At 37.8% G+C, this 14,894-nt stretch carries 11 protein-coding genes; 3 read left to right on the top strand and 8 right to left on the bottom strand.

Annotated features, from left to right (window positions below; all coding sequences use genetic code 11):
* Positions 1-17: 17 nt before the first annotated feature.
* Positions 18-1,280 carry a tyrosine--tRNA ligase gene (tyrS, locus tag CD138_RS09000; protein ID WP_019168058.1) on the bottom strand — a complete coding sequence of 421 codons (1,263 nt, stop codon included), beginning with the start codon at positions 1,278-1,280 and terminating at the stop codon, positions 18-20.
* Between the two features lie 345 nt (positions 1,281-1,625).
* Here tyrS and CD138_RS08995 point away from each other — a divergent pair, with 345 nt between their 5' ends.
* Positions 1,626-2,522 carry a biosynthetic peptidoglycan transglycosylase gene (locus CD138_RS08995; protein WP_019168059.1) on the top strand — a complete coding sequence of 299 codons (897 nt, stop codon included), beginning with the start codon at positions 1,626-1,628 and terminating at the stop codon, positions 2,520-2,522.
* Positions 2,523-2,684: 162 nt separating this feature from the next.
* Here CD138_RS08995 and CD138_RS08990 read toward each other — a convergent pair whose 3' ends face one another.
* The 3 genes from CD138_RS08990 to acsA all read right to left on the bottom strand — a co-directional run bounded on the left by CD138_RS08990 (position 2,685) and on the right by acsA (position 8,205).
* Entirely contained in the window at positions 2,685-4,352 is a 1,668-nt protein-coding gene (locus CD138_RS08990; RefSeq protein ID WP_019168060.1) for a formate--tetrahydrofolate ligase, read from the bottom strand.
* Positions 4,353-4,653: 301 nt separating this feature from the next.
* Positions 4,654-5,940, bottom strand: coding sequence for a group II intron reverse transcriptase/maturase (gene ltrA / locus CD138_RS08985; protein WP_096601439.1), 1,287 nt, complete (start codon positions 5,938-5,940; stop codon positions 4,654-4,656).
* A gap of 555 nt (positions 5,941-6,495) precedes the next feature.
* The gene (acsA, locus tag CD138_RS08980) at positions 6,496-8,205 is read right to left on the bottom strand and encodes an acetate--CoA ligase (protein WP_019168991.1); all 1,710 of its coding nucleotides are present in this window, start codon (positions 8,203-8,205) and stop codon (positions 6,496-6,498) included.
* Between the two features lie 166 nt (positions 8,206-8,371).
* On the opposite strand from acsA, the gene CD138_RS08975 reads away from it, so the two are divergent.
* Both CD138_RS08975 and CD138_RS08970 read left to right on the top strand, forming a co-directional pair.
* On the top strand, positions 8,372-9,004 hold the full coding sequence (locus CD138_RS08975; protein WP_019168990.1) for a GNAT family N-acetyltransferase: 633 nt from the start codon (positions 8,372-8,374) through the stop codon (positions 9,002-9,004).
* Between the two features lie 14 nt (positions 9,005-9,018).
* Positions 9,019-10,176 (top strand): acetoin utilization protein AcuC, encoded by a 1,158-nt coding sequence (locus CD138_RS08970; protein ID WP_019168989.1) that lies wholly within the window; start codon positions 9,019-9,021, stop codon positions 10,174-10,176.
* Positions 10,177-10,260: 84 nt separating this feature from the next.
* On the opposite strand, the gene ccpA is transcribed toward CD138_RS08970, so the two are convergent.
* From ccpA to CD138_RS08950, 4 genes are all read right to left on the bottom strand, one after another.
* The gene (ccpA, locus tag CD138_RS08965; RefSeq protein ID WP_019168988.1) at positions 10,261-11,250 is read right to left on the bottom strand and encodes a catabolite control protein A; all 990 of its coding nucleotides are present in this window, start codon (positions 11,248-11,250) and stop codon (positions 10,261-10,263) included.
* A gap of 422 nt (positions 11,251-11,672) precedes the next feature.
* Positions 11,673-12,764 (bottom strand): bifunctional 3-deoxy-7-phosphoheptulonate synthase/chorismate mutase, encoded by a 1,092-nt coding sequence (locus CD138_RS08960; protein WP_026066884.1) that lies wholly within the window; start codon positions 12,762-12,764, stop codon positions 11,673-11,675.
* Between the two features lie 316 nt (positions 12,765-13,080).
* The gene (locus CD138_RS08955; RefSeq protein WP_096560124.1) at positions 13,081-14,142 is read right to left on the bottom strand and encodes a hypothetical protein; all 1,062 of its coding nucleotides are present in this window, start codon (positions 14,140-14,142) and stop codon (positions 13,081-13,083) included.
* Positions 14,143-14,237: 95 nt separating this feature from the next.
* Positions 14,238-14,846, bottom strand: coding sequence for a DUF948 domain-containing protein (locus CD138_RS08950; RefSeq protein WP_019168416.1), 609 nt, complete (start codon positions 14,844-14,846; stop codon positions 14,238-14,240).
* Positions 14,847-14,894 lie beyond the last annotated feature (48 nt).

The raw sequence follows: 14,894 nt of genomic DNA, 5'->3' as shown, positions 1-14,894 counted from the left end.
AATCTCTTTTTTAATCATTATTTGTAATTCACCATGAAATATTTTTTCTTGCCACGACGAATAATCGTAAATGTATCATCATAACGGTCTTCATTTGATAATGTATAATCTAAATCTTGTTGACGTTCCCCATTAATATAAATGGCACCGTTTGTCACATCTTCACGTGCTTGGCGTTTTGAAGAAGAAATTTTTGTTTCCACTAATGCTTCTACTAGATTTGTCGTCTCTTTTGATAATGTCACTTGTGGTACATCTTTGAAACCTGCTTTAATTTCATCAGCGGATAATGATTTCAAATCACCTTTGAACAATGCTTGTGAGATGCGTTGTGCTTCTGCTAATGCATCCTCACCATGAATAAAACGCGTGACATGTTCTGCAAGTGTTGTTTGCGCTTTTCTTAAGTGTGGTTCTTCTTTAACAGATGTTTCCAGCGCTTCAATGTCTGCTTTAGATAAGAACGTAAAATATTTTAAGAACTTAATCACGTCATCATCACTTGTATTAATCCAAAATTGGTAAAATTCATAAGGGCTTGTTTTTTCGGCATCTAACCAAACTGTGCCTGATTCCGATTTTCCGAATTTTTTACCATCCGCTTTTGTCACTAGTGGAATTGTGAAGCCATAAGCATCCGTCACGCCGTACATACGACGCATCAATTCGATACCACTTGTAATATTACCCCACTGATCAGACCCACCAATTTGAATTTTACAGTCATGTACACGATTCAAATGACCAAAATCAATTGCTTGTAAAATTGTGTAAGTAAATTCAGTGTATGAAATTCCAGTTTCAAGACGTGTTTGAATTGAATCTTTACCGAGCATGTAATTCACGCCGACGTGTTTGCCGTAATCGCGTAAAAATTCGATTAAAGAAATTTGACTTAACCAATCATAGTTGTTCACCAAAATCGGTCCGTTTTCGACATTAAAATCAAATAATTGCTCCATTTGTTTTTGAATGCCACGTACATTTTTATCAATTTGCGCTTCTGTTTGCAAAACACGCTCTTCAGACTTACCGGATGGATCACCAATCATACCTGTACCGCCACCTACCAACACAATCGGACGGTGACCAGCTTCTTGAAAGCGACGTAATGTTAAATAAGGTAATAAATGCCCGATATGTAAACTATCAGCTGTTGGGTCCGCACCACAGTAAATTTTTACTTCTTCTTTATTTAAAAGTTCTTCGATACCCGCTTCATCCGTTTGTTGATAAACGAGTCCTCTCCAACTTAATTCTTCTAACAATGCATTTACCATAAAATAACCTCCTTAAAAATAAAAAAACACCGCTTACATCGACGTAAGGGCGCAATTTGCACGGTACCACCATACTTGGGTCTCTCACAATGATACGTTCATTGCAGACGTTGAAATCATTTGTTGAGGTGTATTCATAAACAAGCCATTATCAGTTCACAGCGACCACTGACTCTCTTAAAATCACTCAATTTACTACTTGTCCTCGATTTCAAACCTTAATGTGATTGCTATTCATTATAAAGATATATGATTTTAAAGTCAATCCTAAAATCACAATGTATCACGACGCAATTTTGTAAATATGCTATACTGTTGGTAAAAATTAATGGAGGTTTGTGACCAATGGAGAAGAATGAACAACGTGAATGCACTACTCATATGTCGTTCAAGCGTTTTGACTTTTACATGCGTAAAATTAAGCAATTCATCATTTCGTTTGTTCTTTTTTTGCTCATTGGGTTTATTTTTATATGCGGATTATTACTCGGCTACTTTGCGAGTATTGTCTCAGATTCAAATTCACTCAATGATCATGATTTAATCCAACAAGTCACTCGCCTGCCAGAACTGAACGTTGAACAACCTGAAAACACCGACTTTATTGCACTTTATAATGAACAAGAACCGAGTTTAATCGCAGGTCCTGCTGAAGTTTCACCCTATGTGACAAAAGCATTAGTCGCTTCCGAAGATGCTGATTTTTACGTTCACAATGGCGTATTACCTAAAGCCATTTTAAGAGCGATGTTCCAAGATATTTTTGATACCCAATTTCCGACAGGTGGTAGTACGATTACGCAGCAACTTGTCAAAAATCAAATCCTGACGAAAGAACGCACTTATGACCGTAAAGCGAAAGAAATTATGTATGCATTACGAATTGAACACATTTTATCAAAGGACGAAATTATTTACACGTATTTAAATCTTGTGCCGTTCGGGCTGGATACTAATGGACAAAACGTGACGGGTATTACTTCAGCTTCATATGGATTGTTCGGAAAACCACCGAAAACATTAAACTTAGCTGAAGCCGCTTACCTCGTCGGATTATTACAAAGTCCTTATGCATATACACCATTCAATCATGATGGCACACTTAAAGATGAAGATGATGTTTCATATTCGATTCACCGTCAACATTACGTATTAAAACGAATGTTAGTAGAAAAGAAGATATCAAAAGATGCGTATACCAAAGCACTCAACTATGATATTTATGAACATTTGTACAATTAATCTCGATGTATGACTCTTGCTGGACCACTAAAACCACCGTATTTTACGATTACGATAATAGATTCGCGTTCCGAGATTAAGACGGCACGTGAAAAAGGGCTTGGAATTTAGTTTTCCAAGCCCTTTTCTTTATACTGTTCATGAAACATAAATGAAACTGAATTAGAATAAACCAATCGCATGGCCGTCTTCTGTTACGTCCATTTTTAATGCAGCCGGTTTTTTCGGTAAACCTGGCATTGTCATAATGGCACCTGTTAACGCAACGATAAAGCCCGCACCTGTTTTAGCTTCGAGTTCACGAATCGTAATTTCGAAATTAGATGGTGCACCGAGTTGTGTTTGATCATCCGAGAATGAATATTGTGTTTTGGCCATACATACTGGATAATGATCCCAACCATTTGCTTTAAACTGTGCCAATTGTTTTTGTGCTTTTGATGTAAATGTCACTTTTGAACCGCCATAAATTTCTTTGACGATTTTTTCGATTTTCTCTTCAAGTGGCATTTCTAATTCATACAAACGTTTAAATTGTTTAGGTTCACGGATGACTTCAAGTACTTTTTCTGCTAAGTCTGTACCGCCTTTACCGCCTTTTTCCCAAACTTCTGTTAATGATAAACGGACATGATTGTCTTTCGCCCATTGCTCTACAAATTCAAATTCTGCTTCTGTATCATGAATAAATGCATTCAATGCGACAACAGGTTCTAAACCGAATTTGCGAATATTTTGGACGTGACGTTCTAAGTTTGCAATTCCTGATTTAAGTGCTTCAACATTTTCTTCTTTTAAATTGTCTTTCGCTACGCCACCATGCATTTTAAGCGCACGAATCGTTGCAACAATCACGACTGCATCCGGTTCAAAGTCTGCTTTTCGAGATTTAATGTTTAAGAATTTTTCAGCACCTAGATCAGAACCAAAGCCCGCTTCTGTCACGACGATATCTGCCAAATCACGTGCTGTTTCTGTGGCGATAATCGAGTTACAACCGTGTGCAATGTTCGCAAAAGGTCCACCGTGAATAAGCGCAGGTGTGCCTTCAATTGTTTGAACAAGGTTCGGCTTAATGGCATCTTTTAAAATCATCGCTAATGCGCCTTCTACACCTAAGTCTTTCACAGTAACAGGTTGACGGTCGCGTGTATAACCTATCGTAATTTTCGAAATACTTTCTTTAAGGTCTTTGATACCTGTACTCAAACAAAGAATTGCCATAATTTCTGATGCAACTGTAATATTGAAACCATCTTCTCTTGGTACACCTTGTGTTGGACCACCTAGGCCGACAATCACTTGACGTAAAGCACGGTCGTTCATGTCTAACACACGTTTCCACTCAATACGACGTTGATCAATACCGAGTTCGTTACCTTGATGAATATGATTATCAATAAATGCAGACAGTGCATTATTGGCTGTTGTGATCGCGTGGAAATCACCATTAAAATGCAAATTAATGTCTTCCATTGGGAGCACTTGCGCGTATCCGCCACCTGTTGCGCCACCTTTAATACCGAATGTTGGCCCGAGTGCAGGCTCACGCAATGCGACCATGACATTTTGATTGATCTGTTGGAATGCATCTGCCAACCCAACTGTCACTGTCGATTTTCCTTCTCCAGCTGGTGTTGGACTCATAGCTGTCACTAAGACGACTTTCCCTTTTTCATTTTTAGTTTGAATTTTGGAAATATCAATTTTCGCTTTGTAGTGCCCATATTGCTCGAGTGCATCTTCGGAAATACCTGCTTTTTCAGCAATTTCCTTAATTGGTTTTAATGTTGATTGATTTGCAATTTCTAAATCTGATAAATGACTCACAAGATTCAACCCCTTAATCAATTTGAGAAATGATGACGTTATGTAAACGCATACAAGTAAAATATATTAAGCTGTTTCAATACTAATCATAACGAACAATGGAGTGATTGTCGAACAAAAACAAGCCTCTTTTCTGAAATAATGACAAACAATAGCATTCAATTTTTATGTCTCCTTCACTCTCATTTTTCGACAGCTTCAACATCATTCAAAAATATCAGTCCAATCGAGTAGGAGAATAGTCATTAATTGACTATTCGTCCTCTCACACCACCGAGCGTACGGTTCCGTACTCGGCGGTTCAATATCTTGCGTAAGCCAGCTCTGCAAGCTGGGCTAATGGTATCAGCCCCCACTTGTAGAGTTGTTTTGTTGTAAGTGCACGATGAACCTCGTGCGTGTTTGATAACCGCCAGTATTTCTTGCGAGACTGTGCGATTTTCATTGCACTTCTATGGTCAAGACCATATTGACGCAACATTTTATATTTAGTTCTAACTCTTTTCCACCGTTTAAGAATGAGTTGTCTAAGTCGGCGGTTTAACCAAGATTGTGTGGTTTCAATAAATCCTCTGATAAAACCTCTACCAAAGTAATTTATCCAACCTCGAGTCACTCGGTTAATTTCAGTGATAATTTCTTTAAAAGTACCGGGTCTATTTCGTTTCGTTATTTTCCTTAAGGTGCGTATTAAATTTCTTTTTGCTTCCGTAGTCGGTCTGAAACGACAAACCCCATTTACCTTGGTTATTAGACAACTCAAGAACTTTAAACGTGTAACAGCTCCTACTCTACTTTTATCTTCGTTGACAACCAACTTCAGTTGCTTTTCAATGAATTTCGTTACACTCGACATGACGCGTTCACCTGCACGTTTTGTGCGTACAAAGATGACAAAGTCATCGGCATATCGTACAAAACGATGTCCACGCTTTTCGAGTTCTTTATCCAGTTCATGTAGATAGATATTACATAGTAAGGGAGAGATAACGCCCCCTTGTGGTGCACCTATCTTTCTTTCTGCGACTTCGCCAGATAGGTCAATAGCACCTACTTGTAGACTTCTACGGATAAATATGGAAATTGACTTATCTTGAACATGGCGTTCGAACAAATACATCAGCTTATCATGATTCAACATGTCAAAGCACTGTTTCAAATCACAATCCACGGCTATTTTATAGCCTTCTTCGTAGTAGGCAGCACATTGCTTAAGTGCTGTTCCTGTGCTACGATGAGGTCTGAAACCATGGCTATGATTTGAAAATGTTCGGTCGATGCCTGGTTCAATCACTTGTCTAATGGCTTGTTGTATTACTCTATCTCTAGCGACAGGAATACCAAGTACACGCATTTTCCCATTTGATTTGGGGATTTGAACTTTTCGAACTGCTTGAGGTTGGTATGTACCATCAAGCAGTTTTTTCGTTATCTGCGAAAAGTACTGCGCAAAGTGAGCATGGAGTTCACTGACTTTCATGCCGTCAATTCCAGGAGCACCTTTGTTTTTCTTAACCTTCTTGATAGCTTTTTCTATGTTGTCGGGTCTTACAACAAGCTCCATCAATGATGGAGACTTACGATACATTTCTTTCATTTCACCTAAGATTTACTGTACACACTTATGTATTCTTTTCGTTCCACTACTTATCCTTCCATAAGTTGCCGGCTAACACCGTATTCTGTACGTCGTAAATCTATAACCTCCAATCTTTACTTTGTATTGAATATTGTTCAGTCCTTCGGTACATTTTCCCTACTATGACTTCTGCTGACTTCTCATCATTCGTTGTTACTACGGTAGAAACATACCGCTGATGAGACCTCCCCGGGTAAGGTGTAACCCCTTTCCACTCATGTCACCGCATCATTTACTATATAGAACTCGGGTAGTATCGGACTTCATCTTGTTGAGCAGATTCATCCATTCTACATAGCCTTAGTATGATATTTCTGTTCGTCAGTGCGAGTGTTTGCGTCCGACTTCCTTCAGATTCCACTTCGCAATGGACACCCTTGTCTTTCGCTAACAGTTCCTACTACCAAACCTGTAACGGACTTTCACCGTCAAGATGTTACCCATGCCGGGCGCACTCAAAAAAAGGCTTGGACATGACGTTGCCCAAACCTTTTCATTTTTCTCTTAATCTTCCATAGTGCTTAAATCGCCTGTCGGTAAATCGAGTTCCCATGCTTTTAACACACGGCGCATGATTTTACCTGAACGCGTTTTCGGTAACTTATCTTTAAATTCAATTTCTCTCGGTGCTGCATGGGCAGCTAACCCTTCTTTAACAAACTTACGAATATCTTCTTTCAATTCATCAGAAGGCTCATAACCTTGACGCAATGCAACGAATGCTTTAATAATTTCACCACGCACTGGATCAGGTTTACCAATGACACCCGCTTCTGCTACTGCTTCATGTTCTACTAATTTAGATTCCACTTCGAATGGACCGACACGTTCACCAGCCGTCATAATCACATCATCAACACGACCTTGGAACCAGAAGTATCCATCTTCATCTTGGTAAGCTGAGTCACCTGACACGTACCAGTCACCAATAAAATAAGATTGATATTTTTCAGGATTTTTCCAAACTTGACGCATCATAGACGGCCAACCTTTTTTAATCGCTAAGTTACCCATACGATTCGGTGGTAAGACGTTCCCTTCATTATCAATAATCCCAGCTTCAATACCAGGTAGTGGTTTACCCATTGAACCGAGTTTAATATCTTCTGCAAGGTAGTTGACGATCATATGGCCACCTGTCTCAGTCATCCACCACGTATCCAATACACGTTTGCCGTAAACTTTTTTCGCCCACTTAATGACTTCTGGATTCAGTGGTTCACCTACTGATAAAATACTTCTCACTGTAGACAAGTCATATTTTTCAACTAAGTCATCACCTGCACTCATGAGCATACGTAATGCAGTCGGTGCGGTATACCAAATTGTCACTTTGAAATCTTCTATCATAGAATACCAATTCTCCGGTGAAAAACGTCCACCCGCAATACAGTTTGTTACGCCGTGAAGCCATGGTGAGAAAATACCGTAAGATGTACCAGTTACCCAACCTGGATCTGCCGTACACCAATACACATCATCTTCTTGAAAATCGAGGACATATTGACCCGAAATGTAATGCAGTAACATCGCTTCTTGTACATGTAACACACCTTTTGGTTGACCAGTTGAACCAGATGTATAATGTAATATTAATCCGTCTTCACGGTCTAACCATTCGATGTCAAAAGATGTTGATGCTGATGTCATTTCTTGATTAAAGTCCACATACTTTGCATCGACCTCATCATCAACAACAACAATCGTTTCTAAATTCGGAAGTTGATCTTGTGGAATACGCGATAATAAACTATTCGTCGTAATAATGACTTTCGCATCACTATTTTCCAAACGGTCTTTCACTGCCTTTTCCATAAATGCTTCAAATAAAGGTCCTACAATACCGCCTAATTTTAAGATGCCAAAAAATGCAAAGTAAAGTTCTGGTGTACGTGGCATGAAAATGAAAACACGATCCCCTTTTTGAACATTGGCTTTGTCTTTCAATACGTTTGCAGCTTGATTTGATTTTTCTTGTAAATCTTTAAATGTATAACTTTCTTTTCGTCGATTATCTTTATAATTTAAAGCAATTTTATCTGCTTTACCTTCATGTACATGACGATCGATACATTCGTATGCCATGTTGATTTTTCCAGTTTCGTACCAAGAAAATACTTTCTCTACTTCTTTCCAATCAAACTGGTCATATGTTGCTTGATAATCAGTTAAATTGAAGTTGCCTTGCTCCCCTTTGTAAACTTCGACTTTCATCACAAGTACCCCCTTGTATTGTGTAATCGCTTTCAAAACTAACATCATTATACCCTATGCGCGTATTGTTTTCAAAAAATTGTACTTATTCAGAATTTAAGGTGAAATTAAGTGTACGTTGTCATATAATAAAAATAGTGCAATATGTAAGAAAGGAGATGTGCCCATGAAACATATTAAAACCTATGAACATGAAAGCTATACTGTCGAAGGACAAACGTTTATCATTGAAGGCCCTGTTTCTAAAACACAATTACAAACTTTTACTTTTGATGAAGGTCTCGATGCATTTCGAATTCCTATTGAGCAATTTGAAGCGATTCAAGATATCAGTACGTTAGACGAGGGGCGCATTTACATCATTCGCAAGGAAAATCATATTATTGGTTACGTGACGTATTTATATCCGGATCCAATGGAAAGATGGTCTGAAGGTCAACTCCCCTATTTATTAGAACTTGGTGCGATAGAAATTAGTTTAGACTATCGAGGATTAGGATTAGGTCGCATGCTGTTAAAAGTGAGCACGCGCAGTCCTGAATTGGAAGACTACATCATCATAACGACCGAATACTATTGGCATTGGGATTTGAAAAACTCAAAACTCGACGTTTTTGAATATAAAAAATTAATGCAGCGGATGATGTCAAATGGGGGGTTAGAAGTTTTTGCCACTGACGACCCAGAAATCACAAGTCATCCTGCCAATTGTTTAATGGCACGCATTGGCAAAAACATTACAGTAGACCAAATGGAAGCTTTTGATGATATTAGGTTTATGAATCGTTTCTTTTTCTAAAGGGGGGATGTGATATGACAAATCAGTCACAACGAGAAACGGGGTATGTTTATTCCGATGCCTTACTACGCTATCGCTTCCATAATAAACATCCATTCAATCAAATGCGGGTGAAACTGACAACAGAACTTTTACTATCGACAGGGTTTTTATCTAAATCCCAAATTATTAAACCAAGACAAGCGACTATTGATGAGATTGCGATGGTGCATAAATATGATTACATTCAGGCGGTGATGCGCGGTGAAAAAAACTTACTCGCCCCTGATGAACAACAAAAATATGGCTTAGACGATGAAGATACACATGTCTTTTCGCGTATACATCGAAGCACTGCAACGATAATCGGTGGGGGTTTAAATTTAGTCGATGCAATTATGGAAGGAAGATTTCGTAATGGCTGTCATTTAGGAGGCGGATTACACCATGCACATGAAGGTCGTGCAAGTGGTTTTTGTGTGTACAATGATGCGGCCATTTACATCAAATACCTTAATGAAAAATATCATCAACGAGTAATGTATATCGATACTGATGCACATCATGGGGATGGGGTGCAATGGACGTTTTATACTTCGGATCAAGTGATGAACTATTCTATACATGAAACAGGTAAATTTTTATTTCCAGGTTCCGGCCATTACACAGAGCGAGGGACAGACCAAGGCTTTGGCTATTCAATCAATGTCCCACTCGAACCATATACAGAACACGACTCTTTTTTAGATGTTTTTAAAAAGACATTGCATCAAGTTGCTGAATCCTTTCAACCTGATTTTATTGTCAGTGTGAATGGTTCGGATATTCATTATTTAGACCCTTTAACACATATGAGTTGTGATTTAAATACACTTTATGAAATTCCTTATATCATTACCGAAATCGCTGAAAAATATTGTGATGGTAAGCAAATCATGTTAGGTGGCGGAGGTTACAATATATGGCGCGTCGTACCAAGAGCATGGAGTCATATTTATCTCAGTTTAATCGACCAACCTCGACTGCATGGGCGCTTGCCTGAAGACTGGTTGAACAAATGGCGTCATTATAGTCCTGTCCCGATTCCAGAATATTGGGAAGAACAATTTCAAGATTACGAACCCATACCTCGACGCGCAGAAATTACACAACAGAATAACCAAGTCGCTGAAAATATTTTAAGTTGGTTTTAACTCTCACACAACAATATACTGACATATCAAAAAGGACGAGTCCACGTATAACTACGCTTCATTCGTCCTTTTTTAATGCAATTTTTAACGTGTCGTCCCACGATATTGAATTTTATGTGGTAAGATTACATTCGGATTTTCAATATCTTCATTATTCATATATTTCGTTAAGAGACGCATACCTACCGCACCGATATCATATAAAGGTTGAATCACACTTGATAGTTGTGGTCGTACCATTTCAACTAAACGTGTGTTGTTAAAGCTGACAACTTGAATGTCTTTCGGTACTTCTAATCCGTGATCTAACGCACCGTGAACAATGCCAATCGCTTGTTCGTCACTAATAGATAATACTGCATCTGGTTGATAATGACTTAGTTTTTCATATGCGCGTAATCCATCTTTATACGTTTCATTACCGACATATAATAAATGTTCATCAACGGCAAGTTGGTGTTGCTCTAAAACTTCTTTAAGACCTTCGTAAATATCTTCTTGTGCTTTTTTAGAGTAGCCACCACCAACGAAAGCAAACTTTTTAGAGCCTGATTTGATTAACTGCGCTGTCACTTCCTTACTTGCTTGTACAAAATCAATGTTAACGGATGCGATACCATCATCTTTACCATTTGTTCCTGATACCACAACAGGAATGGACGCTCGGTTAATTTGTTCTTTAATCTCATCAGTCAACGTACCACCGAGGAAAATGATGCCATCAACTTGTTTACTTAATAAATTGTTAAAGATTTCTTTTTCTTTCTCAGGATCATCATCTGAGTTCGAAATAATCGTGTGATATTTATACATCGTCGCAATATCTTCCAATCCACGTGCCAATTGCGAATAGTAGATGTTAGAAATATCCGGAATAATCACACCTACTGTCGTCGTTTTTTTGCTTGCTAATCCTCTTGCTACTGCATTGGGACGATAATTCAAACGTTTAATTACTTCATTTACTTTGTCTCTTGTTTCGGGCTTCACATTTTGATTACCATTCACGACACGTGATACCGTTGCCATAGACACTCTTGCTTCTCTCGCCACATCATATATGGTTACAGTCATAATCTTTCCTCCTAGAAAACGCTTTATTTATTATTATAATAAGTTTTCATGTCATTTTCAAAGTGTATCATAAATTCCACTCATATGACATCTAAAACGTTTTCTTGTCATCGATTTGTCAAATTTAAATCAAGCGTCATTTTTAGCAAATGTGTTTTAATAGCAGATATAACTTTAAATCTGGGACAGCGCAAATACAAATGACATGTGTATTTGACTCCATATCAAAATTTGTGCATTTGTTGTATGTAAACGGAATGACATATGATTTGAAAAGATATGACTCCTATTCTGAAGTTGAAAATCTCAAATTTAATAACATCCTTAATTGCATCAGGCATTTCTATATATATGAATGAAACATAAAAAAGGACAAGACCTTACACGCGAGATAAGGTTTTGTCCTTTTTAAGATCATTAAATTATTTCAATTTCTTATCATTGTACATATCAGCTAATGGTTTTATCACATTGTAGAATTCATTGAACTCATTTAAATCCATTTGCTGACCGCTATCACTTAATGCAACTGCTGGTTCAGGATGTACTTCAGCCATCACACCGTCAGCACCAACTGCTAGCGCCGCCTTCGCTGCTGGTAGCATAATGTCTTTACGTCCAGTACTGTGCGTCACATCGACCATAACTGGTAAATGTGTCCCTTGTTTTAAGATCGGTACTGCTGAAATATCCAATGTGTTACGTGTCGCTTTTTCATAAGTTCGAATACCACGTTCACATAAAATAATATTTTGATTTCCTTCTGATGCAATGTATTCCGCAGCGTAAACAAATTCTTCAATTGTTGCAGATAATCCACGTTTTAATAAAATCGGTTTACGTGTTCGGCCAGCTTCTTTTAATAATTCGAAGTTTTGCATGTTACGCGCCCCAATTTGGAAAACATCTAAGTACTGATCAGCAAGTTCAAAATCATTTGGATGAACAATTTCACTTACTACATTTAAGTCATATTTATCTTTCATTTGTTTAAGTATTTTTAATCCTTCTTCGCCTAGACCTTGGAAGTCGTATGGAGAAGTACGTGGTTTAAATGCACCACCACGGATGAATTTTTCGCCCTTTGCTTTCAAGTCCTTAGCCACAGCATCGATTTGATCATAAGATTCAACTGAACATGGACCAAAGACGAATGATTTTTGCCCTTCACCAATAATGCCACCGTTATCAAAGTGCACAATCGTATCTTCTGGTTTTAATTTACGAGAGACATATAAATGTTTTTCATTATCTGATTTTTGTAAATCTGTTGAGGCTTTAAAAATTTCTTTGAACAGTTGTTTAATCACATTATCATTAAATGGGCCTTGGTTTTTATCAATTAGTGTGTTGAGCATTTCTTTTTCACGTTGAGGATCATAAATTACAGTGCTTTGTTTACGTTTTTCCTCACCGATTTTTTGTGCTAACTCACCTCTTTTTGATAATAAGTCCAAAATTTGATCGTTAATTTCTTCAATCTGTTTTCTGTACGTTTCTAATTTACTTGTCATCATTTTCACCCCAACCATTTTTCTAACTTGCTTTAAAGCAGTAAAATTTAAAAGTAGATATTGAGTATACTAACAATATTATGTAGCAATTTCAACCTTTTGTGCTTATTTTGGTTAAAATATTTTTCTAGTATGTTATAAAATGTAAAGTATCCATTGGTATCTGTCAATGAACAGCAACTTTGTTGTTTATTTTTTATGCTTTAATTTTTGAAAATTTAGATAACTTATTATTGTAAAAATTTGAGCTTGTGAGTTCAACTATCGCTCACAAGCTCAACTGTTACACCATAAGCTAAAGCAGAAATTTTACACTTTACGATTCATCTTTAAATGTATGTTTCTCTACTTTTTGATTCGTTTTTTTAGCTTTTTCTGTTACTTTTTTGCTGCTGTTTCCTTGCTTTGATGCTGTCGCTTTTTTCGCATTTGACGTCTCTTTAGCCTTTTGAGCAGGCGCAGTCGTTTGAGCTTTGTTAGCTGCTTGGGTCGTGCTTGTTGCTTTTGTAGACGTCGATGGTTCTGCTGTCACACCTTGACGATCATGCGTAATGACACCATTTTCAAATGTCGCTTCGCTATGTGAATTTTTCGGAACTGTTGTCGTTGATTTCGCAGCTCCAGCACCCACAGTTTTTCCTTGGTCGTCCACTTGTGCATGGGTACTTGGACTTTTATCTTGTAAACGATCGGAATCGACTTCACTTCGAATCGCGCGTTGTTGTGCTTTCACAGAGTTGTCTTCCATTGACTGTGCTTCAGATTCGCCCTTATCATTGACTTTGACATTTGTATCTTTCACACGTACAGAGGTATCTTGCAATCGGTCTGAATCAACTTCACTTTGAATTGCACGCTGTTGCGCTGTCGATTGCGTAGATGCTTCTGTTTCTTGTTGCTTTTGAGATTGGCTTTGTTTTGCAGCTTGAGCCAAACCTGTTGGTGTTACCGCATCTTTCGTTGATGTCGCAACTGAAGGCTGTTCAGATGATTGTTCACGTGGTGTTTGACCTTCTAAACGATCGGAATCCACTTCACTTCGAATCGCGCGTTGTTGCGCAGATAATTCATCAGTTGTCGGTTCATCCTTTGCTGTTTTAGATTCTTCTCTCACACGGCGCGCTTGTGCTTTTAATGCTTCAGCTTTACGAATGGCTTCTTCCTTTAAAGCAGTCGAAGTTTCAGCATTGCCAGTTTGTTGTGAACCTTTATGTTGTTTTGCTGAACCTTGCTTTAAAATGAGTCCTAATGCACTACCTAAAACGGCCCCAGCGATAAAACCAAATACAAAATCTAATGGTTTATATCCTGGTTCATACTGGGGAACTTCATAACTTTCTAGACCTTTTGTATACAAATCACGGTTATATTTTTCCATCTTTAATTTGCGCCTCCTATAATAAATGCACTTAAATCAAGTATAAAAACTCATTTAAGTGCATTCTGTTTAAAGCTTATTTAACATGACAACACTTATTTTGAATCTGTGTCATTCAATGTTGTGTATTTTGTGTTGACATCGCTAGGATTTGTTGCAAAATCGTTAATGTTTTTGTTTTCATATTGGTTGTTCACTAATTCTTCATTAGATAAAGGTTGACCTTTATGATTTGCATTACGATTTGCATCATCTGCTACGTTGTTCGTTTTGTAAGCTGCACTGTTGCGACGGCTTTTTCTATTTTGCCATTTGTCAGCGATTTCCATTGCAACGTTTGACCATTGAACAACTTGTGAAATTTTGTCCTCATTTTGAGAAATGTTATGCGTGATTGAATGTGTGACACGATCAACTGAACCATTTAATGTTTGTACTGAATCACCAATACCTTTAACCGCATCTACAACAGAGTTTAAACGGTTCGCTTTGTCTTGAACGTCCTCAGTTAAACGATTCGCTTTGTGTAGTAGGTCAGTTGACTCACGCGTAATCCCTTGAATCTGTCCTTCTACACCATCAAGTGTTTTAGCCACATGATCCAAGTTCTTTTTAACAGAAACCAATACAGCAACGATACCGATTGCTAAAATAAGAAAAGCAATTGCTGCAATAATTCCCGCGATAGGTAAAATCCATTCCATTCCTAAACGCCTCCTAATTGACTTTAAAATGATATGCTATTTATTTTA

The organism is Staphylococcus intermedius NCTC 11048 (genome assembly GCF_002902385.1).
Lineage (GTDB): Bacteria > Bacillota > Bacilli > Staphylococcales > Staphylococcaceae > Staphylococcus > Staphylococcus intermedius.
This window is presented reverse-complemented; position numbering and strand designations above follow the sequence as displayed.

What these genes read in the sequence shown, in the direction of transcription:
- tyrS (WP_019168058.1), bottom strand. Translation starts at nt 1,280, where the DNA reads ATGGTAAATGCATTGTTAGAAGAATTAAGTTGGAGAGGACTCGTTTAT.
- CD138_RS08995 (WP_019168059.1), top strand. Translation starts at nt 1,626, where the DNA reads ATGGAGAAGAATGAACAACGTGAATGCACTACTCATATGTCGTTCAAG.
- ltrA (WP_096601439.1), bottom strand. Translation starts at nt 5,940, where the DNA reads ATGTATCGTAAGTCTCCATCATTGATGGAGCTTGTTGTAAGACCCGAC.
- acsA (WP_019168991.1), bottom strand. Translation starts at nt 8,205, where the DNA reads ATGAAAGTCGAAGTTTACAAAGGGGAGCAAGGCAACTTCAATTTAACT.
- CD138_RS08975 (WP_019168990.1), top strand. Translation starts at nt 8,372, where the DNA reads ATGAAACATATTAAAACCTATGAACATGAAAGCTATACTGTCGAAGGA.
- CD138_RS08970 (WP_019168989.1), top strand. Translation starts at nt 9,019, where the DNA reads ATGACAAATCAGTCACAACGAGAAACGGGGTATGTTTATTCCGATGCC.
- ccpA (WP_019168988.1), bottom strand. Translation starts at nt 11,250, where the DNA reads ATGACTGTAACCATATATGATGTGGCGAGAGAAGCAAGAGTGTCTATG.
- CD138_RS08960 (WP_026066884.1), bottom strand. Translation starts at nt 12,764, where the DNA reads ATGACAAGTAAATTAGAAACGTACAGAAAACAGATTGAAGAAATTAAC.
- CD138_RS08955 (WP_096560124.1), bottom strand. Translation starts at nt 14,142, where the DNA reads ATGGAAAAATATAACCGTGATTTGTATACAAAAGGTCTAGAAAGTTAT.
- CD138_RS08950 (WP_019168416.1), bottom strand. Translation starts at nt 14,846, where the DNA reads ATGGAATGGATTTTACCTATCGCGGGAATTATTGCAGCAATTGCTTTT.